This is a genomic window from Enterococcus sp. FSL R5-0957, from assembly GCF_038008005.1.
In the GTDB taxonomy this organism is placed as follows: domain Bacteria; phylum Bacillota; class Bacilli; order Lactobacillales; family Enterococcaceae; genus Enterococcus_B; species Enterococcus_B faecium.
In genome coordinates, this window is sequence record NZ_JBBOYG010000001.1 from 2484489 (window position 1) to 2505036 (window position 20548).

At 40.1% G+C, this 20548-nt stretch carries 11 protein-coding genes and 4 pseudogenes; 2 read left to right on the forward strand and 13 right to left on the reverse strand.

Features of this window, described 5'->3' with window-relative positions:
* Positions 1-113 precede the first annotated feature (113 nt).
* Positions 114-1652, reverse strand: coding sequence for a gluconokinase (locus MKX69_RS12130; protein ID WP_341010411.1), 1539 nt, complete (start codon positions 1650-1652; stop codon positions 114-116).
* Positions 1653-1731: 79 nt separating this feature from the next.
* Between MKX69_RS12130 and MKX69_RS12135 the strand changes: the two genes are divergently transcribed.
* Positions 1732-2418 carry a prepilin peptidase gene (locus MKX69_RS12135; RefSeq protein WP_341010413.1) on the forward strand — a complete coding sequence of 229 codons (687 nt, stop codon included), beginning with the start codon at positions 1732-1734 and terminating at the stop codon, positions 2416-2418.
* A 200-nt stretch (positions 2419-2618) separates the two neighbouring features.
* Here the strand turns inward: MKX69_RS12135 and msrA are convergent, their stop codons facing one another.
* The 11 genes and pseudogenes from msrA to MKX69_RS12190 form a co-directional block, all read right to left on the reverse strand.
* Positions 2619-3146, reverse strand: a complete 528-nt coding sequence (gene msrA / locus MKX69_RS12140) for a peptide-methionine (S)-S-oxide reductase MsrA (protein ID WP_081156784.1) — start codon at positions 3144-3146, stop codon at positions 2619-2621.
* 83 nt (positions 3147-3229) lie between these two features.
* Positions 3230-3907 carry a beta-phosphoglucomutase gene (gene pgmB, locus MKX69_RS12145; protein WP_002288121.1) on the reverse strand — a complete coding sequence of 226 codons (678 nt, stop codon included), beginning with the start codon at positions 3905-3907 and terminating at the stop codon, positions 3230-3232.
* Positions 3904-5034 (reverse strand): glycerate kinase, encoded by a 1131-nt coding sequence (locus MKX69_RS12150; RefSeq protein WP_341010416.1) that lies wholly within the window; start codon positions 5032-5034, stop codon positions 3904-3906. The genes pgmB and MKX69_RS12150 overlap by 4 nt, the downstream gene beginning before the upstream one ends.
* Entirely contained in the window at positions 5034-7217 is a 2184-nt protein-coding gene (locus tag MKX69_RS12155) for a glycosyl hydrolase family 65 protein (RefSeq protein ID WP_341010418.1), read from the reverse strand. Before MKX69_RS12155 ends, MKX69_RS12150 begins: the two co-directional genes overlap by 1 nt.
* Positions 7214-8239, reverse strand: coding sequence for a Gfo/Idh/MocA family protein (locus MKX69_RS12160; RefSeq protein ID WP_341010420.1), 1026 nt, complete (start codon positions 8237-8239; stop codon positions 7214-7216). Before MKX69_RS12160 ends, MKX69_RS12155 begins: the two co-directional genes overlap by 4 nt.
* 27 nt (positions 8240-8266) lie before the next feature.
* Positions 8267-9100: a sugar phosphate isomerase/epimerase family protein gene (locus MKX69_RS12165; RefSeq protein WP_341010423.1), complete on the reverse strand. Its 834-nt coding sequence runs from the start codon at positions 9098-9100 to the stop codon at positions 8267-8269.
* Positions 9097-10163: pseudogene (locus tag MKX69_RS12170) on the reverse strand (zinc-dependent alcohol dehydrogenase). Before MKX69_RS12170 ends, MKX69_RS12165 begins: the two are co-directional and overlap by 4 nt.
* Before the next feature lie 25 nt (positions 10164-10188).
* Positions 10189-11024: pseudogene (locus MKX69_RS12175) on the reverse strand (carbohydrate ABC transporter permease).
* Positions 11021-11890: a carbohydrate ABC transporter permease gene (locus tag MKX69_RS12180; protein ID WP_002302347.1), complete on the reverse strand. Its 870-nt coding sequence runs from the start codon at positions 11888-11890 to the stop codon at positions 11021-11023. Before MKX69_RS12180 ends, MKX69_RS12175 begins: the two are co-directional and overlap by 4 nt.
* A gap of 69 nt (positions 11891-11959) precedes the next feature.
* A pseudogene (locus MKX69_RS12185) lies at positions 11960-13242 on the reverse strand (ABC transporter substrate-binding protein).
* Between the two features lie 13 nt (positions 13243-13255).
* A pseudogene (locus tag MKX69_RS12190) lies at positions 13256-14941 on the reverse strand (alpha-amylase family glycosyl hydrolase).
* 273 nt (positions 14942-15214) lie between these two features.
* On the opposite strand from MKX69_RS12190, the gene MKX69_RS12195 reads away from it, so the two are divergent.
* Positions 15215-16240 carry a LacI family DNA-binding transcriptional regulator gene (locus MKX69_RS12195; RefSeq protein ID WP_341010425.1) on the forward strand — a complete coding sequence of 342 codons (1026 nt, stop codon included), beginning with the start codon at positions 15215-15217 and terminating at the stop codon, positions 16238-16240.
* A 595-nt stretch (positions 16241-16835) separates the two neighbouring features.
* Here MKX69_RS12195 and rpoC read toward each other — a convergent pair.
* A complete protein-coding gene (gene rpoC, locus MKX69_RS12200) occupies positions 16836-20489 on the reverse strand; it encodes a DNA-directed RNA polymerase subunit beta' (protein ID WP_341010428.1) in 3654 nt (1217 codons plus the stop codon).
* Positions 20490-20548 lie beyond the last annotated feature (59 nt).

A 20548-nucleotide genomic window follows, 5' to 3' on the forward strand; every position in this document is an offset into this window, starting at 1 on the left:
TGCCTCCTAACATTTTCTTACACTTAAAATAATAGTAGACTTTCAATGAAAAGTACAACAAAATCATTTACCTGAGAACGATTTTCAGTTCGCTTTTTTATCCGTAAAGCCAATCATTTTTCAGAATCAGCTAATTCTTCTCGCAGTTGAGCAAATTGCTGATAAGTCTGTGCTAAATGCTTTTGTGTCGAAACAAATAATGGATAGATTTTCTGATATTTTTTATGATCAGTTTCTTGTACTCCAACTTGCTCTTTCAATTCTATCAATTCCTGTGCTTCACTAATACTTTGGATCTTTCCGATGCTTCTCCAGCCTAAAATCACAGCTCCTAATGCGGATGCTTCTGTGACAGTAGGGAAAACAAGTGGGTAACCCAGTACATCAGCCATCATCTGACGAAAAATCGGAGATTGAGCAAACCCGCCTGTAGCACGGATCTCTGTGAGCTGATTTTCCTGGCAAACTCCTTTTAAAATCCGATAAAGATTGAGACAGATCCCTTCTAGAATCGCCTTCATCATTTCTTTTTCTGTATGTTGCCGCTGTAAACCGATAAAACTGCCAAACGCATCTGCGTCCCAAAGCGGTGCTCGCTCACCAAGTAAATAGGGATGAAAAATCAGACCATTGGCACCCGCTGGCACAAAAGCGATAGCCGAAAGCAGTGCATCATATGGATTTTCTCCTTTTTCTTTAGCAGATTGAACGACTTCCTGTAAAAATGTATGCCCTGCCCAATCAAAGATGCCAGCACCATTGCTAGTCGCTCCTCCCACTACCCAATGTTTCTGATCCAGAACATAACAAAACGTCTCCATTTCTGGATGGAACTGAGGCTGAGTAGTAATAAAACGAAGTGCTCCGCTCGTTCCTACGGTCAAAGCGGCGATCGTATCACCAAAAGCGCCTAACCCTAGATTAGAAAGCGGCCCGTCTGCCCCTCCCAAAATAAATGATATATCATTTGGTAAACCTAGTCCTGCTGCTGTTTCTGACGGTAGACCTGTTACTTGATAGGTGGAAGGAAGTACTTGCGGCAATTGTTCTATCCGAATGTCCAAGTAGTCAAGTACTTCTTCTGCCCATTGGAATTCATGGATATCAAAATATCCAGTTCCTGAAGCTGTTCCGTAGTCGCTGATCAGTTCGCCAAACAATCTATAAAAGATATAGTCTTTGATGCCGACAAAATAAGCAGTTTTTTTGAATAATTCAGGTTGGCTGTTTTGTAGCCACTTGATTTTGTTCAATGGTGTCATTGGATGAATCGGCGTCCCAGTCTGCCAATAAAATTCTTTGCCAAGCACGGTATATTTCAGTTTTTCTGCTTCGTCCGCTGCTCGGTTATCTGCCCAAGTGATCATTCGAGATAACGGTGTTTTCTCTTCATCCAACAATATCAGGCCATGCATCGCAGAGGAGAAGGAGACAAATTGGATGATGGTGTCTGAAGGCAACTGTTTAATTACTTCTTTTATAACGGTGCAGACACCTTGAAAGATCAATTCCTGATCTTGTTCTGCCATCCCTTGTGTTTCTTGGATCAAAGGGTAGCGAAAATAAGCGGATGCTGCTTCTTGGGCTTCATCTGTGAAAGCAACTGCTTTGGTTTGTGTGGTTCCGATATCTAATCCGATTGAAACGTTCATTTTTTCACCTCAAATTTTATGTATGTACAAAAATTTAGTTTAAGCTTGCGTATCTTGGTTTTGAAAAGGGGGAGATGGCGTGTTACTTTATTTTATCATTGGTTGCTGTATCGGATCATTTTTATGTTTAACCGCCCAGCGGATTCCGTTAGGTCACTCTATTATTTATCCTAGATCCCATTGTGTCAAATGCTGTCGTTCGCTTTCTTGGTATGAATTGATTCCGATTCTCTCGATCATCGTCCAACGATTTCGCTGCCGCTATTGCAGGTGTCGGTTGCCCTTCTACTATTTGTTGGCAGAAGCCTTATGTGGTGGTCTTTTTGTCTGGTTCTTTACTTTTTCTTCTGCAGGAAATTATTCGACGTTCATATGGATGCTTTCGGCTTTGCTATTTTCGTTGATGGATTTATTTTACTTCATGGTCCATTCTCACACGCTATTCTGTTCTTGGGCAATTTTATGGATTTTTTGGTTGCAGGCCGGCGTCTTCCAATGGCAAAGTGTGCTGTTAACGTTTATCGTAGGCGGTGTGTGCCTTCGCTATGGTCAATCCTATCTCGGAGCTGGCGATACTCTGTTGATGCTTTCTTGGAGTGGTGGCTTGTCTCTGGAAGAGTTGCTTCAGATCTTGTTTCTTGCTAGTCTGTTTGGAATATCCGTTTTTTCTGTTTACTTTATCTGTCATAAAAAAAAGATGGAAAAACTGCCTTTCATTCCTTTTTTGAGCAGTGCGTTGCTGATTGTCCTTCATCTTAGGTATTGAAAAAAGGTTGTGACAAACGACTTGTCACAACCTCTGATATATAGTGTTCTCTTACCAAATCCTTGTGACTTGGAGCTAGGCGACAGGTTCACAACCTCTCCACTAAATGGTGTTCAATCAGCTGACCCTCGGTATTAGCTCAAAATGCTGATTTCACAATCTCTGATATACGGTATTCCAGAAGTAGCTTTTTCGGCTTCTTATTTCTTTCCGCCCCAATGTCGACGAATGAAACCGGCACGTCCAGAACCTTCTCGATAAAGATTGTAATGGAGCTTGTTTTTCTTGTAATAATCCTGATGGTAATCTTCTGCAGGATAAAATTCGCTTCTTGGTTCGATTTTTGTCACGATTGGCTTATCGAATCGCCCGCTGTCTTGCAATGCTTGTTTTGAACGCTCTGCAATGTTTCGTTCTTCTTCATCATTATAGTAGATCACTGGTCGATAAGAATCACCACGATCAGCGAACTGTCCTAACGCGTCAGTCGGATCGGTTTGCTGCCAATAGATTTCCACCAACTGATCATAAGAAATAACTTCTGGGTCATATTCGATCTCTACTGCTTCTGTATGCCCTGTTGTGCCTGTTGTCACTTGTTCATAAGTTGGATTTGGTACATGCCCGCCAGTATAACCGGATGTCACAGAAATGATCCCTGGCTGCTCTTCAAATGGTTTGACCATACACCAAAAGCATCCGCCTGCGAAAACTGCTTTTTTTGTCATATAAAATCCCCCTTTTTTCTCATCATACCTTGATTTCCAAAAGGAGGATAACGTTTTGCTTGTGACAGAAAAAACGGAAACTATTATATACGTGATACGGCTTCTGATAAATGCCAAAACGAACGTACTTGATCAAAAACGGTTAAATCAGGAATCACATATTCAGCAGAAGGAAGATTTATGTTTTCACCTATTCCCAATACATGCATGTTACCAGCCAAAGCTGCTTGACAGCCAGCTTCTGAATCTTCAATGACCAAGCATGCATTTGGCGGTACATTCAATTGCTGTGCTCCTTTGAGAAAAACTTCCGGATCAGGTTTTGCTTTTGATACTTGCGTGCCGTCAATAAGGACATCAAAATAACTTGTCAAATTCGTTTTTTCTAAAATGAGGCGTGCATTTTTGCTTGCTGATCCCAATCCGATCTTGATGTTTGTTTTTTTCAAGTACTCAAGAACAGCTATTGCACCAGGCAAAACGGATGTTTCATCCATTTTTTGAATCGCTTGAAGATATAGATTGTTTTTTTGCTCAGCAAAGGCTGATTTCTCTTTTTCTGAGAATTTCTGTTCCATTTTTCCAAATGACAGCAATCGCTCCAGTGACTCGGTTCTGGATATTCCTTTCAGTTGCTCGTTTTCTTTCTCAGTGAATGGAATAGACAGCTGGTTAGCTAAAACCAGCCACGCTTCGTAATGATAACGAGCTGTGTCTACAAGAACGCCATCTAAATCGAATAGTGCTGCTTTGATTTTCATCGATTACCTCCTTGAAAATGAACGACTTGAAGTAAAGATGCGATGTTTTTAGCTGTGCGATGAAGATTATCAGTGGCTTGCTGTAAAGCTTCTTGTAAAGGCACAGCTGCAGGAAGGATCGGAAAAACGACCGAAATGCCAACATCTGCTGCTTTTTCGCTTCCTTTACCAACACTTCCGCAAATAGCTATCACAGGAACGCCCTCTGGTACTCTTCTAGCAATCCCAACTGGCGCTTTTCCTTTTAGACTTTGTCCATCTAGACGTCCTTCGCCTACGATTACGAGGTCTGCTTGCTGTACCCGTTTATCGAACTCCAGCAAATCCAATACGTAGTCGATGCCAGAGACTATTTTCCCTGAAGCAAATGCTAATAGTCCTGCACCCATGCCACCACCAGCACCACTGCCCGATGCCTCGATTACTTGAGGGGCGAATCTCATATAAAAATCATGCATGGCTTGGTCAGCCACTGCTAATTCATTTTCTTTCAAACCTTTTTGTGGTCCGAAAACAAAAGAAGCGCCTTCTTTTCCGCATAAAAGATTAGTAACATCAGTAATGACAGTGATTTTGGCTTTAATCAGCTCAATAGGCACGTTCGTTTTATCAACTGTAGCAATTTTACCTAGGTTTTCTCCCAGTGCTTCTACTTTTTGATTATCTTGATCGTAAAAAGCATAACCTAGACCTTCTGCCATGCCGATGCCGCCATCGTTGGTACTACTTCCGCCAACGCCGATGATGATGTGTCGAACACCTTGTTGCAACAATTGTCGTATCAGTTCTCCTACTCCTCGCGTGGATAACCTAAGTGGCTGTCGTTGGTTTAGTGGGACATCTTTCAATCCGACGATTTCTGTCATTTCAAAAATCGCAGTTTGACCGTCTGAAGCGTACTGGATTTCTTTGTTTTTGCCAAATGAATTAGTAACGACTGCTGTTTGCCGCTTCAACCTTAAACTGTCTGCTAATGATGAAACCGTTCCTTCTCCTCCATCGCCTATAGGTAGCAGATCATATTCAGCCTGAACAAAAACTTCTTGAAAACCTGATTGAATGGCTTGTGCTGCCTCTACGGCTGTCAGACTTTCTTTGAAAGAATCTGGCGCAATCAGAATACGCATTATTTTTCCCTCCGTTCCAAGATCAGTTCTTTTTCCAGCTGGTATTGGTCTCCATTGACAAAAATAGGTAATGTTTCTTTCGTCTCTTTTTTTATTACTATTTGTTTTTTTGTCAAAACAAATAGCAACCTGTGATTTTTCCAAATAAAAGGAAAAGAAATTTTTTCCCATGCTGAAGGAAGTCTTGGAGAAATAGAAAGAGTTCCATTCGTTACTGTAATACCTGAAAAACCAAATATAACTGCTAGCCATAGTGCTCCTAATGAAGCAGCATGAATTCCGTCATCTGATGAATGCGGATCTGGTCCTAAATCAATCAGGCACGCTTCTTGGAATAAATGATACGCCCATTCCATTTCTTGGATACGGCAAGCCTCTATGGCGTGAATCGCTTTACTCAACGATGAGTCGTGGATTGTTTTGTTTTCATAGTAATGCAAATTCTTAGAAACGATTGGTTGAGAAAAATACTCAGGTAATAAGTATAACAGCATGACAAGATCTGCTTGCTTGCTGACTTGGAGTTCATTTACTTCGCTACGGGCATAATCAAGTAAAATAGACTGGCTGCCAGGACGTTCTTTGTAAGTGGTCAAATCAATAACTGGCTTACTGAGATACGTGTCATCTTGCGGAATCAGCTGTTCTTTGTTAGGCACTGGCAAATATAACTTATCTAAAAAATTTCGACATTCTTTCAAAAAAAGCGGATCGCCAGCTTGATATTTAACAGCTAAGGCCACATTATAATGCGCCAGATAGTTCGTATATGCATTATTGTCGATATATTCTGTGTATTCATCTGGACCAATGACTCTGTGTATCTCTAAATGATCATCGACTTTTACAGCTCTGCTCAGCCAAAAAGCTGCTGTTTCATGAATAAGCGTTTTTCCCTTTGTTTCTAAAAACGATTGATCCTCTGTTGCTTGGACATACTCTTGAACGGCATAAGCAAGGTCTGCACTGATATGGTGTTCTGCGGCAGCTGAAGCAACTTCTTGTCTTGTTCCGGTTTTGATATTCAATGCAGCAAATTTGGGTGTCTCTTCCTGACCAGTGTGTGCGCTCTCCCATGGGAAAAGTGCACCTTGATAGTGATAATCTCTTGCTTTTTGCCGTGCGCCTTCTAATCGATCATAACGGTACAGCAGCAAATTCTTTGCTACTTCAGGAAACTGATATAAAAAGAAAGGCAGGATAAAAATTTCCGTATCCCAGAAAACATGCCCTTTATAACCTTCGCCAGTTAGTCCCTTCGCCCCTACACTAACACTTGGATCATTGCGGGGAGTCATAATCTGTAAATGGTAAGCAGCGAAGTCCATCGCTAACTGATCGAAAGAAGAATCGCCTTGGATCGTTATCCGATGCTGATGCCAAAAATCTGTCCAATAAGACATCGACTGCTCTAAAATTTCTGTATAACTAACGCTTTTCTGGGCTTGGGCAATACTTTTCTTAAACGGGTCTGTTTGCTGAAGAGAGGTAGAGAGCACGATGATCTTCTCCAGCGTAAAGGACGTATTTTTTCTGATCTTTTCTGAAAAGGAAGCGGTGATCCGGCGATTTTTTGCTTGGAATACACCTGCTTTATTGAATTTAGCTGCAATCCCAATATCAATTTTACTTTCTGTTGTCTGGTAGGATGCACTGATCAAATCGTCACCAAATACTCGCAGTTCTTTTTCAACCAACTGCTGTGTACCAAAATTGGTTTGCTGTCCATCAATACCCGTTTTCACATCTACTTGGCAGTCTTCGGTCAACGGCTTGGTGACCACTTTCAGGGCTGCCTGATGGAGATTATTTTGATCAGCAACACGACAAGTAATGACTTCCACTTTTTTTCCTTGAGCAGTTTCAATGAGCGCATAGCGTTTAAGCTCTCCCATTTCTAAATCTAGTGCCCACTCGTATGCAAGAACTTTCATCGTCTCAAGAGAAAAATGTTCACCGTCGATTTTTATTTCCCATCTGATGACATCTGGAAGATTCACTAACTCGGTTGATTCTGCTCCTAAAGGTCGGTTATATACACCAGCTGCAAACATTCCCCTTACTTGATTCCGATAGTCTTCCTCCTGGCTTCCTCTGATACCAAAAAATCCATTTCCAATGGTCATCTGACTCGCATACTTATTGATATACTCTAAATCAAATTGTTTTTCTTCTACTTTCATAAGATAATAACTTCTCCTGTTTCTGCCGAACGATATAAATTTTCCACCAGATTCTGGATGACATATCCTTGCCAGCCATCTGCAATCATCTGAGTCTGGTCACCGAGCGCCCGATTCACAAAATGAGCCATACTTAGTTCATGTGGGTCATTAACTGGTGTGGTCTTTTGTAAGGAAACCAGCTTTCCATCTACATCTTCGAATAGTTCGCCTGGATACAGATTAGCACCTGCCTGATCGCCACAAAAAGCCACATTCAGTTTGTCTTCTCTAATATTCAAAGCAAACGAAGTATTCAGTTGGATGATCTTGCCGTTTTCTAATTCCAGTGTGCCAAAAATTGCATCTTCTACTGTGAATTTGCTTGGATCCCATTTCCCGAATTTCCCTGAATTTTTTTTCGTACCAATTTTTTGGAAGCTGTACGCCCGAACGTTTTTTACTTTAGGAAATCCAGTAATATACATCGCTGCATCAAGCATGTGAATGCCATAATCGATCAAAGGCCCGCCTCCTTGAAGTTCTTTGTCGATAAACGTTCCCCAGCCTGGAACACCAGACCGACGAAGCGCATTCGCTTCGACATAATAAATATCCCCGAGAACATCAAGATGATTCTTGATCATTGTTGCTTCGTCAGAAAAACGATGCTGGAATCCATAAGCCAAAATCTGCCCGTGTTTATCGGCTGTCTCTGCCATCTTTCTTGCTTGATCAGCTGTCATAGCTGGTGGTTTCTCGCACATCACTGAAGCATTAGCTTCGAGGGCAGCCAATACATGTTCGAAGTGAAAGCGATTGGGTGTACAGACACTCACGATATCGGGAGAAATCTCATTCAGCATTTGTGTAACTGATGTATACGCATGAGAAAATCCTGTACGTCGGCAAAAGTCTTCTGCTCGCTGGCTGACTGGATCAACCACAGCGACCAATTCTAAGACATCTGATCTTTTTTGATAATAAGCAGCATGTACTTTTTCTGCTACTTGTCCAGCGCCTATGATTGCTACTTTCTTCATTTATTTCTCCCTCCTTTGCTTATTTACTTATTGTTTTTCTTTCTCTAAATCATTTAAATGACGCGCTGTTTCCAGACAGTTTTTCAAGTATTGCAATGATTCCTGATAAATTTTCACTTCATTTTCTCCTCGCAAACGACATTCATATACCATATAACCTTCATACTCATTTTGAAGTAGCGTTTGAAAATGGCGAGTAAAATCAATTGCGCCAGATCCTGGTTGGTAGCGATGATTATCTGCTAAATGGATATGACCCACATACTCTTTTTGCGTAGTCAATGCTTTTGAAATATCATCTTCTTCAATATTCATATGATAAAAATCAGCGATGATCTGCACATGTTTCAATTGATTAGAGTCAATATAATGACGCGCATCCGCTAACAAATTGATCATATGGTCTTGGTATCGGTTCAAAGGCTCCAAATAAATAACCGTACCTGTTTCTTCGGCTACTTTATCTAAATAACGAAGTGATTCGCTGACTGCTTTATAGTCTCCTTCTTTGCTTCGGGGTGAAACCATCGGCGGTAATCGATAAGTGAACATTCCCCAAGCTGCTGGGATAACGATTCCTTTGCCGCCAGCCTCGCTTAGTGCACGCAAAATCTCAGCAATTTGACGTACACCATTAAGACGCCGTTCTTCGATGAAGTCACCGATCCACCCATCGTATCCGTTACAAGCTGTCACTACTGGGATCCCTGTTTCTTTGATTGCCTGTTTGACTGTGTCGATATTTTCTATTAACAACTTACCGTCGATTTCGTATTCTTCAAATCCACAGTCTTTGATAAATCTAAATTTTTCTAAAATGTCTCTTGGGAAAAATGCTTGATCTTGCGTACCGAATTTCATTGTTCTCCTCCTTGTACTTGAACACCCATTTTGATACTTTCTTCTGGGTGCTGATCTACATAACGCATGTAAGCTTCTGCGCTTTCTGCAAATGGCACAACTGGATCAATGATTTCTTCACAATCCAAGTAACCGTTCATCAATAATTCCCAACATGTGTCCTCGATTCGTTTACGGTTCCATCTTGGTAATCTGGGTTTGGTTCACTAGATGCTCGAGCAAAGACGATTTTTGCATTATTGAAATGTGCTTCGCGACCAAGATTAAACCCAGCTGGAAAAGGTTTAGCAAAGGCAACATAAGAAATGATCCCGTCATAGCCGATCCCTCTTAAAGAAGCTTGTAATGCGGCAGCACTGCCACTCGTTTCAATAACTGAATCTACTCCACGTTTATCTGTTAATTCCTTTAGACGAAAACCGATATCTGCTTTCATAGGATCTAGCGTGTAATCGGCACCGTATTTTTCTGCTAATTCTCTACGCTGCGCTATGGGATCGATCCCAACGATGGTAGTGGCACCTGCTTTTTTAGCTAATTGAATCGCAATTTGTCCGATAGCGCCTAAACCGAAAATTGCTACAGCATCACCTGCTCGAACATGTGCTTCCCGGATACCACCTAAAGCGAATTGAGCAGGATCGTAACATACTGCATTTTTCCATTGATCCAACCGATCAAGTTTACGTAGTTTATAATTATCAACACCGTTTGTAATTAGTGTTTCACGAATGGGTCCATAAGTGCAGACTAACTCTCCTTTTTGATACTCTGTCACCAAACTGCCCGTTTCTTCGATCGTACCGACGATCATATTTCCTAATTGAAATTCGCCAAATACCACACCGCGTTGGCTTCCTTCTTCTCTTGGCAAGAATAGGCGCCATTCTTCTGAAAATTCTTCATCGATAAATGGACTTAATCCTCTAAAGTCGACAATTTCTGTTCCTGGTTTTGGAGTAGCGAAAATTACTCGGATACGTACTTCGTTCTTTTCGATCTCACGGTCTTCGTAATCTTTGAATCCGGCTATTCTTGGTTCTAATGCAACTAATTTTTTCATCTTTTCTTTCCTCTTTCTTTTCTTTTTATCCTTTTACGCCGCCTTCGACTAAATCACCTTTAATGAATCGTTCAGATAACGCATACATAATGATGACTGGTAAAGCGGTCACCAATGAAGCGGCCATCATTCGTCCCCAAATGTAGTCTGGTGTACTGAATAATGTGTTCAAACCGATTGGTAAAGTAAATTTTTCGGAGGTCGACAGGAAAATCGAAGCAAATAAATAATCATTCCACGAAACCATAAAACAATAAACGAAGACAGAAATGATTCCAGAAATAGCCAATGGTATAATGATCCGAATAATGATTTGGATCCGGCTAAGACCATCGATCATTGCTGCTTCTTCAATATCAGTCGGAATCGTGTCAAAATAACTTTTTAGCATGAATATCGCAGTAGGAAGTGTTTGAACGACCATCGTGATAATCAGTACTGTATTGGTATCATACAAACCTAGACTGGAAATGATTTTAAATAATGGAACAACGATCAAAATACCGGAAAACATATAGACGGTATAAAAGCTAGCATTGATTTTCGAGCGAGCTTTGAAGCGTAGTTTTGACAAAGCGTATGCCCGCTGATCCCAATCACTACTGCAGTTACGGAGGCTATCAAGGAGATCACTAAACTATTTTTGAAATACATGATGAATGGAAAAATCTCAGCATTGAAAATATCCTGATAATGTTCAAAAGTCCATTCTTTCGGAAAAATAGTTTGTGTCGTTGCAATTGCTTCTTGTGAATCCTTGAATGATGTCATCAGCATGATCAAAAATGGAAACAAATTGACAGCTAATAGCAACAAAATCGTCGCGTAAAATAAGATTTTCCTGCTCTTTTTATTTTTCATTTCAAGTCCACCTTCTTTCGTGAGAGCAAGACGACCGCTGCAATAATGATGAACAATAGGATAGATATAGCTGCTGCTTTTCCAAGATCATTGAACGCAAAGGCTGTCTGATACAAATAAACGCCTAAGATATTGACTTTATTCGTCAGTAGATAGACATCTGTAAACATATAGAACATCCAGATAGATCGTAAAACAATCACAGTTGCTAGTACTGGTTTGATTGCCGGCAGTGTCACGATCTTGAACTTCTGCCAAGCATTTGCACCGTCCATTTCAGCTGCTTCATAAAGCGTTTTGTCGACTGTTTGCAAAATAGCCAAAAATGAAATAAACGCATACGGATAGTATCTCCAGATAGCAAACAAAACGACCATAAAGAAGCTAGCAACTGGCTGGTCGAACCACAGCGGTGCTTCGTTGAAAAGCTGCAATCTATCTACTAACAGATCATTGACGATTCCATAACTATTATTGAACATATATTTCCAAGCAAAAATCAAAGAAATAGATGGCGTAACATAACTTAATAAAATCAGTGAACGCACCGTTTTCCTAAATCTGAACTTGCGGTTAAGCAAAATAGCTACGGCTAATCCTAAAGCTGTACTGCCTGCTACAACTAAGAATGTGTAAGCAACTGTTAAACCTAAAGAACGATAAAATTCACTATCACTTAAAATTTCAAGATAATTGCTTAATCCGATAAAAACGGCGTCTAAGTTAGGATTCAGCGGCATATCGAAAAAACTGATCTGAATATTGGAAAGCATTGGAATCAGCACTAAAACAGCTAATAAAAGCATGCTTGGTGCTAAAAGTCCCATGGCTAATTTTAAGTCAGAATGTTTCCTTGGACGATTCATTGAAACCTCCCCCTGATAATCTGCCAATAGCTATCTGCTTTTTTCGAACACCATTGGCAGAACTTCTTGTTATTTCGTATTTTTTTGTGCGTCAGCTAAAGCTTGATCGACATCTTCGTTTCCGACAGTTACTTGGTTCACTGCTTTTCCGATCACACCTGAGCTTGTGATATCTCCCATTTTCGTGAAATTCTTTCCCCCGACTAGTCCAAAGACTTGTACTTCATCAAAAGCACTAGCAATCTCAGATGGCAGCTCGCCAAAAGACTTGATGACTTCATTTTCTTTGTAACCATCCAGTTCGACTACTTGTTTATTCACTGGTTGAGCACCCCCAGGAGACATCAAGACCCACTTTTCCATGTTTTTCGGTTGAGATAAGAAAGCTGTGAATGCTTCAGCAGCCTCTTTTTGTTTCTCGTCTAGACCAGAAGAAATCGTCAATCCAGATACTGTTCCATAGACAGCTTGATCTTTTTGTGTTGGGATAGCAAAACCGATATTTTCTGAGTTCCCCGCTTCATAAACAGAAGGCAAAATGTAAGTTGAATAGATTGCCATTGGTGCTGTTCCATTCATGAAAGCATCTTTGATTTCTGTCACATCATTAGAGCCTGGCATCGTGTATTGGGATAAGTTTTGATAAAACGACAATGCTTCTCTCATCTTTTCCGTATCGATCGTTACCTCGCCTTCATCATCCAAGACATTTGCTCCATTTGACAAAGAAAATTGAGAGAACGCTTGCTCACTCATTGTTCCTTCAGCAGTAGGCATAGCAATTCCATATTGTTTATTCTCTTTATCTGTGAAATGTTGATCAATTTTTAAAATATCATCCCAATTTTCTGGTTCTGAAAAACCAGCTTCTGATAATTTTTCTTTGTCATACCAAATACCTTGAACCCAGCCGCTAATTGGTGCAGCAATATAGCTTTTTCATCTTCTGAACGAACAAGGTTTTTGGCTCCGTCATAATAATTATCTTCTCCAGCTTCCTCGATAACGTTTTGGACTGCCGTATGATCAATCAGTTCATCTTTATCCATCACTTTAGCAAAATCCTGACTGACTTCCATTACTTCTGGTAATTTACCGGAACGAGCTAACGTAACGATTTTCGTATTGAACGCTGATTCTTCTACCGGCACTTGCTTGATTTTGATGTCTGGATTTTCTTTTTCAAAATCAGCAACCAGTTCATTGATCACACTTAATCGTTCCTGTTCGACAGAAGAGTGCATGAATTGAATCGTTGTCTGTTGTGATTCGTTAGAGCTTTGACTTTCACCACAAGCAGTAAGAAGAAATCCAGTAGCTAGCAGACAGGTAGTAACAATAATTTTTTTCATTTTTTTCCACCTCTTATTTTATTATTTTCAGCCACATATATTCATACGGCTGGAATATCAACTTTCGTTCTTGACTGCAATGGATAATTTGTCCAGAAAACAGGTCTAGGTAATCTCCTTTTGGTAAAAGATAACCTGCTGATTGATTGGAAAAATTATGGATAACTAAGACTTTCTCTTCCTTCGCTTCGCGAATAAAACTGATAAAAGAATCTGCTGAGTCCAGTAAGTAAATCAAACTATTCGGATGGAAGGCTTTTTCTTTTTTTCGAATAGATAGCATCTGGGTCAATTCACCATATACTGCTGTTCTTAATGGATCTGTCTGCAACTCTTTCTCAATATCTGCTAACAAAAATTTTTGCCGATTGATTTTTCGATTCTCTCCTGTTTTTTCTACGCCTTTGTAATCATTTCGACTTCCCAGCACACTTTGAATATAAATTGCCGGCACACCTGGTAACGTTACCAAAAATGAATGAGCTGCTAAAAAGCGTTTGCTTCTCCATTCCGTCGTATCTGTTGGAGAACTTAACGCATCTAGATACGTAGCGTTTATCTCATATGGACTGGTCGTTCCATCTGGGTTTTTCTTGTAGTTTACTCGGGCACCCTCTTTCTTCAGCTGTTCCACTAATTCAAGGATCGTTTTTTCCGGCAAAATACCTCTTATCGGGTTTAATCCGATTCCGTCATGGGAAGCTAAAAAATTAAAAAAGGTCGTTTATTTCGATGTAAAATTGATTGTTTCTAACCATTCTTTCAACTTACTTGTATTTCCCGAGCGTATCGCGTGAAGAGTCAAAGGTGGCAGTGAAAACTGATAGACCATCTGTGCTTCATTCCTGCCATCGCCAAAATAACTAATATTATCTTTATGTGGCACATTTGTCTCGGTGATCAATACCGTTCCTGGAGCTGCTTCATCAACGATTGCACGGAATAACTGAATAATCTTATGCGTTTCTGGCAGGTGTATACAAGAAGTTCCTAGTTCTTTCCATAAAAACCCCACAGCATCCAAACGAATAAACGAAGCGCCTTTTTCTAGGTAAAACAAAAGAATATCGATCATTTTCAATAAAACTTCTTGGTTTTTAAAATTCAAATCTACTTGATCTTCGCTAAAAGTCGTCCATACATGTTTTTCTTTCCCGTTTTTGTCGATGAAAGTTGTAAGTAGTGGACTAGTCCTTGGTCTAGTCACGCTGCTTGTATCTGTATCCAGTGGCAAATCAATAAAAAAATCTTTGTACGTATCATTCAAGTTTAAATATTCCTGAAACCAAGTACTTTCGGCAGACATATGATTGCAGACAAAGTCGAACATTAACCGTGTTTCGCTTCTCATTTCTTCTATATCTTCCCATGTGCCCAAACGGTCGTTGATTGCCTGATAATTTACAACGGAGAAACCATCATCAGATGTATATGGGAAAAATGGCAAGAAATGTACAACTCTAAATGTATCTGCCAAATACTTTTGATAAAATTTCTTAAATGTACGCAAAGTTGGTTGCTGCTCTTCAAAAAATTGATCCCCATAAGTAATCAAGAAAATATCTTCTTCGTCCCAATGCAGTTTGCCTGCCTGGCCTTTCTTCTGCTGATAATCACTGACTTTTTGTTCAATCATAGAGGCGGTTTTCTCAGCCAAATCTGAGTCGCGATAAATCGCTTGTAAAAGTTTTGTATACATCGGATTCCCCTTTCTTTTTTGGGAGCGTTCCCAACGATTTGATCATATTATGGAAAACGCTTACTGTCAATAGCATTTTTTTAAATAATTTTGATATACAAAAAATACAAATAAGAAAGCTTATGTATCAATAGTTAATAGCTTCTTAAAAAAATATGGTCTCTCATGATCATGCAAGCTATTCCTAAATTTTCAAAATCATAGACAAAAAAGAATGTCTATTGTACTATGGAATTATTCTAAAACGCTCCCAAAAAGGAGGTGCATATAAAATTGAAACCTACTATTTATGACATTGCGAACAAAGCCAATGTCTCCAAATCAACTGTCTCCAGAGTATTAAATAACCAGCCAAATATCTCTGATAAAGCAAAAGCAAGTGTACTTCAAGCAATCAAAGAATTGAATTATGAACCGAGCAAAATTGCAAGAGGACTGTCAGGAAATGGTTTTGACGCGATTCTAACATTATCTCATCGTACTTCTCATACGACCTATGGCAATCCTTTTTTTTCAGATGTTATTCAATCCATTTCTGCCGTTTCTGAACAAAATAACTTCGACTTGATTCTACAAACGGCAAAAACACCAGAAGAAGAGCTAGAAAAATGCGCGAAAAAGATCCAAGAAAAAATGATTCGAGGAATTATTATTTTAAGCTCTACGATGGATGAAACACTTCTTTTTGAATTGGATCAATACAATATTCCTATTGTGGTAATCGGAAAAGTCGGAAACGACTACACGAACATCTACTCAGTGGACACGGATAATTTCCAGGATAGTTACGATTTGGTGGAAACACTGATCAAGAATGGACATCGTCATATCGGCTGTCTCCATGCTCCGACAGAAGTTTATGTATCCAATGATCGTCTCAATGGTTACCGTCAATGCTTATTTGATCATCACCTAGATATCCGTAATGAATGGATCATAGACGGTGGCTTTCGCTTAGAAGACAGCATGGCAGCAATGAATGATTTAATGAAGCTGCGAGAAAGACCAACTGCGATTTTTTCTACCGATGCATTAAAATCATTGAGTATTTACAAAGTTGCAGAACAAACTGGAAAGCAGATACCTGATGATCTTTCGATCGCAGGATTCAGTGATCCCTTATTGTCCTCCCTATTTTCGCCACAGCTGACTCGGATAGACATTCCAACAAATCAGTTAGGAATCAAAGCCACAGAACTTTTATTCCAATTGATCCATCACCAATACCCAGAAGAAAAAAGAATCATTCTTTCAACCGAGATTACTCTCACAGATTCGATCCAACAACAAGAAATGTAGGGCAGATTTATAAAAGAACAGAAACACTGAGGATAAGTCAGTTACTCTGTTCTTTTTTCAATCACTCACCCCCCATTACCCCCTCCCGGTATTTTAGCGGATTTTTCTTTATTTTCCATCTGTTTTAGATAGCTGTGGATAACTATAATGTTTGTGTTAAACTATTTTTTCCACAGGGAAGAAAAAACTATTTTTAACCACGTTGTGTATAAGTTTTTATAGTTCATTTTTTCAAACTCATTTACCCTTATTTCAATCCATGTTATTTGGGGATACTTATCTCTAAAACATAAATAGAATAACAGTTATGTCTACTGGTTTTGTTTTATTCGAGGAATTATTCACTAATAGCTAGCAAAATATTAAAAATAACCACTCTATCTTCCCATGAATTTATTTTACATTCAAAAAATGATCTATCTTTATTTTTATTGATTGACTTCTCTAGGAAGTTGATCGTTCCGATACCTTAATTGGATACGAACCGATGTTGTTAAGATCCTTTCCCACTTTTCTTCTAGTTAGACAAATTATTTTAGACAAACCAAAAAAGAGGTTGTGACAATAATTTGTCACAACCTCTTTTGTAAAATATCTATTTTGTTTGATTGTTCATTGCGTCTTCTGCAGCCATTTGCGCTTCAATATCTGAAATACTGTAGACATTTTCGCTTGCTACACCGACTTCTTTTGGTTCCATGTCACGGTAACGTTGCATACCAGTACCAGCTGGGATGATCTTACCGATGATAACATTTTCTTTCAAACCAAGAAGAGGATCTTTCTTACCGCGGATCGCAGCATCCGTCAAGACACGAGTTGTTTCTTGGAATGATGCAGCAGATAAGAAACTATTTGTTTCTAATGATGCTTTTGTGATACCTAGCAAGACAGGTCGAGAAGTTGCAGGAACGCCTCCTGAGACTAGCGTATTGTAGTTTTGATCTTTAAAGTCTGCGATGTCTAATAATGTACCTGGTAAGATATCTGTATCACCTGGATCCATTACACGAACTTTACGCAGCATTTGACGAACCATTACTTCGATATGCTTGTCGCCGATTTCTACCCCTTGCATACGGTAAACACGTTGTACTTCACGAAGCAAGTAGTTTTCAACAGATAATACATCGCGGACTTGCAACAATTGTTTTGGATCGATTGATCCTTCTGTCAATGGTGCACCACGGTGGATCATATCGCCTTCTACTACTTTCATACGTGCTGTATAAGGAACAGTATACGTACGTGTATCTGTTTTTCCTTTGATTGTTACTTCTTTGGTACGTGTTGCAGGATCTTCTGAGATATCGATGACATCCCCTGTTACTTCTGTGATCACTGCTTGCCCTTTCGGATTACGTGCTTCAAAGATTTCTTGGACACGAGGAAGACCTTGAGTGATATCGTCTCCGGCAACCCCACCCGTATGGAATGTACGCATCGTCAACTGAGTACCAGGTTCACCGATTGATTGAGCGGCGATCGTACCAACTGCTTCTCCGACTTCAACGTCAGAGCCAGTTGCAAGGTTGCGTCCGTAACAATGTTTGCAGACACCATGTTTTGTATTACATGTGAAGACAGAACGGATTGTCACTGTTTCGACACCTGCATCAACGATTTGTTTTGCGATGTCTTCGGAAATCAATTGGTTTCCTGCGATAATCAATTCATTTGTTTCAGGATGACGTACTTCTTTACGAGTGTAACGTCCCACCAAACGATCTTCTAATGATTCGATGATTTCATTTCCTTCACGGATTGCTTGGATTTCAAGACCTCGGTCAGTACCGCAATCTTCTTCACGGATGATTACATCTTGGGCCACATCAACCAGACGACGAGTCAAGTAACCTGAATCGGCAGTCTTCAAGGCTGTATCGGTCATCCCTTTACGAGCCCCGTGAGTTGAGATAAACATTTCCAAGACGGATAGTCCTTCACGGAAGTTCGAAATGATTGGCAATTCCATGATTCGACCATTAGGAGCGGCCATCAAACCACGCATTCCGGCAAGCTGTGTAAAGTTGGAAATGTTCCCACGAGCTCCAGAATCAGACATCATGAAGATTGGATTTTTCGCTTCCAAACCTTCCATCAGTTTTTGTTGGATGCTGTCTTTTGCAGCATTCCAAACAGCAATGACACGTTCATAACGTTCGTCATCTGTGATCAGACCACGACGGAATTGTTTTGTAATAGTTTCAACTTGTTTATGGGCATTTTCAATGATTTCTTGTTTTTCATTCAGTACACTGATGTCAGCGATCCCTACTGTGATACCGGCATGTGTTGAATGTTTGTACCCTAAGTCTTTCATACGGTCAAGCATCTTAGAAGTTTCTGTTACTTTGAATCGTTTGAAGACTTCTGCGATGATGTTTCCTAAGTTTTTCTTCTTGAACGGTAATACTAATTCCTGCTCTTTGATATGTGCAGGAATATCAGTACCAGCTTCAACAAAGTATTTGTCCGGTGTTTGGACGGTCAAGTTGAAGTCTGTTGGTTCATTCAGATAAGGGAATTCAGGAGGCATGATCTCGTTGAAGATGATCTTACCAACTGTTGTGATCATCGTACGTTCTTTTTGCCATTCAGTAAATGGTTTTTCACCTAATGAGTTAGGGTTCACACCGATACGTGAATGTAAATGAACATATCCGTTGCGCCATGCGATAACGGCTTCGTTTTGATCTCTGAAGACCATTCCTTCGCCTTCGCGTCCTTCTTCTTCCATTGTCAAGTAGTAGTTACCTAGAACCATATCTTGAGAAGGAGTAACAACTGGTTTACCATCTTTAGGGTTCAAGATGTTTTGAGCAGCTAACATCAACATACGTGCTTCTGCTTGTGCTTCTTCATTCAATGGCACGTGGACAGCCATTTGGTCTCCATCGAAATCGGCATTATAAGCTTCACATACAAGTGGATGCAAACGGATTGCGCGTCCTTGTACTAAAACTGGTTCGAATGCTTGGATACCAAGTCGGTGAAGCGTAGGTGCCCGGTTCAGCAATACTGGGTGTTCCTTGATTACGTCTTCTAAGACATCCCATACTTCGTCTTCTTGACGTTCGATTTTACGTTTAGCGTTTTTGATGTTTGAAGCTAGTTCGCGTTGAACAAGCTCACGCATCACGAATGGTTTGAATAATTCGATAGCCATTTCTTTTGGAAGTCCACATTGGTACATCTTCAAGAAAGGTCCAACAACGATAACGGAACGACCGGAGTAGTCGACACGTTTACCTAGCAAGTTTTGACGGAAACGACCTTGTTTCCCTTTCAACATATGAGAAAGAGATTTCAATGGGCGGTTACCTGGTCCAGTAACTGGACGTCCGCGACGACCGTTATCGATCAATGCATCTACTGCTTCTTGCAGCATACGTTTTTCATTTTGAACGATGATTCCAGGTGCATTCAAGTCTAACAAACGTTTCAAACGGTTATTACGGTTGATTACACGACGGTAAAGATCATTCAAGTCACTTGTTGCAAAACGTCCACCTTCTAATTGAACCATTGGGCGTAAATCTGGTGGAATAACAGGGATAACGTCCATAACCATCCAGCTTGGTTGATTTCCTGAAGCGCGGAATGCTTCTAAAATATCCAAACGGCGGATTGCACGTGTACGTTTTTGTCCTTGTGCAGATTTCAATTCTTCTTTCAATTCGGCTGCTTCTGCATCTAGATCAACATTATCAAGTAATTGTTTGATCGCTTCTGCACCCATAGCAGCTTGGAATTCTTGTCCATATTGTTCACGTTTTTCGCGATATTCGCGTTCTGTCAACAATTGTTTTTTCTCTAAATTCGTATTTCCTGGTTCGATGACTACATATGAAGCAAAATAAATGATTTCTTCCAAAGCGCGTGGGCTCATGTCTAATACAAGACCCATACGTGAAGGAATCCCTTTAAAGTACCAGATATGTGAAACAGGAGCTGCTAATTCAATATGTCCCATGCGTTCACGGCGAACTTTCGAACGAGTAACTTCCACTCCGCATCGATCACAAACGATTCCTTTATAACGGATACGTTTGTATTTTCCGCAGGCACATTCCCAGTCTTTTGTAGGACCAAAAATCCGCTCACAGAACAACCCTTCGCGTTCAGGTTTTAAGGTACGATAGTTAATCGTCTCAGGTTTTTTTACTTCACCGTAAGACCAGCTTCTGATTTTTTCGGGAGAAGCCAAACCTATTTGTATACTTTCGAATTTATTTACATCGATCAAAAGGGGTTCCCTCCATTTCATTTAATGGCAAACCGCAAGACGGCTGATCTTCGACCGCC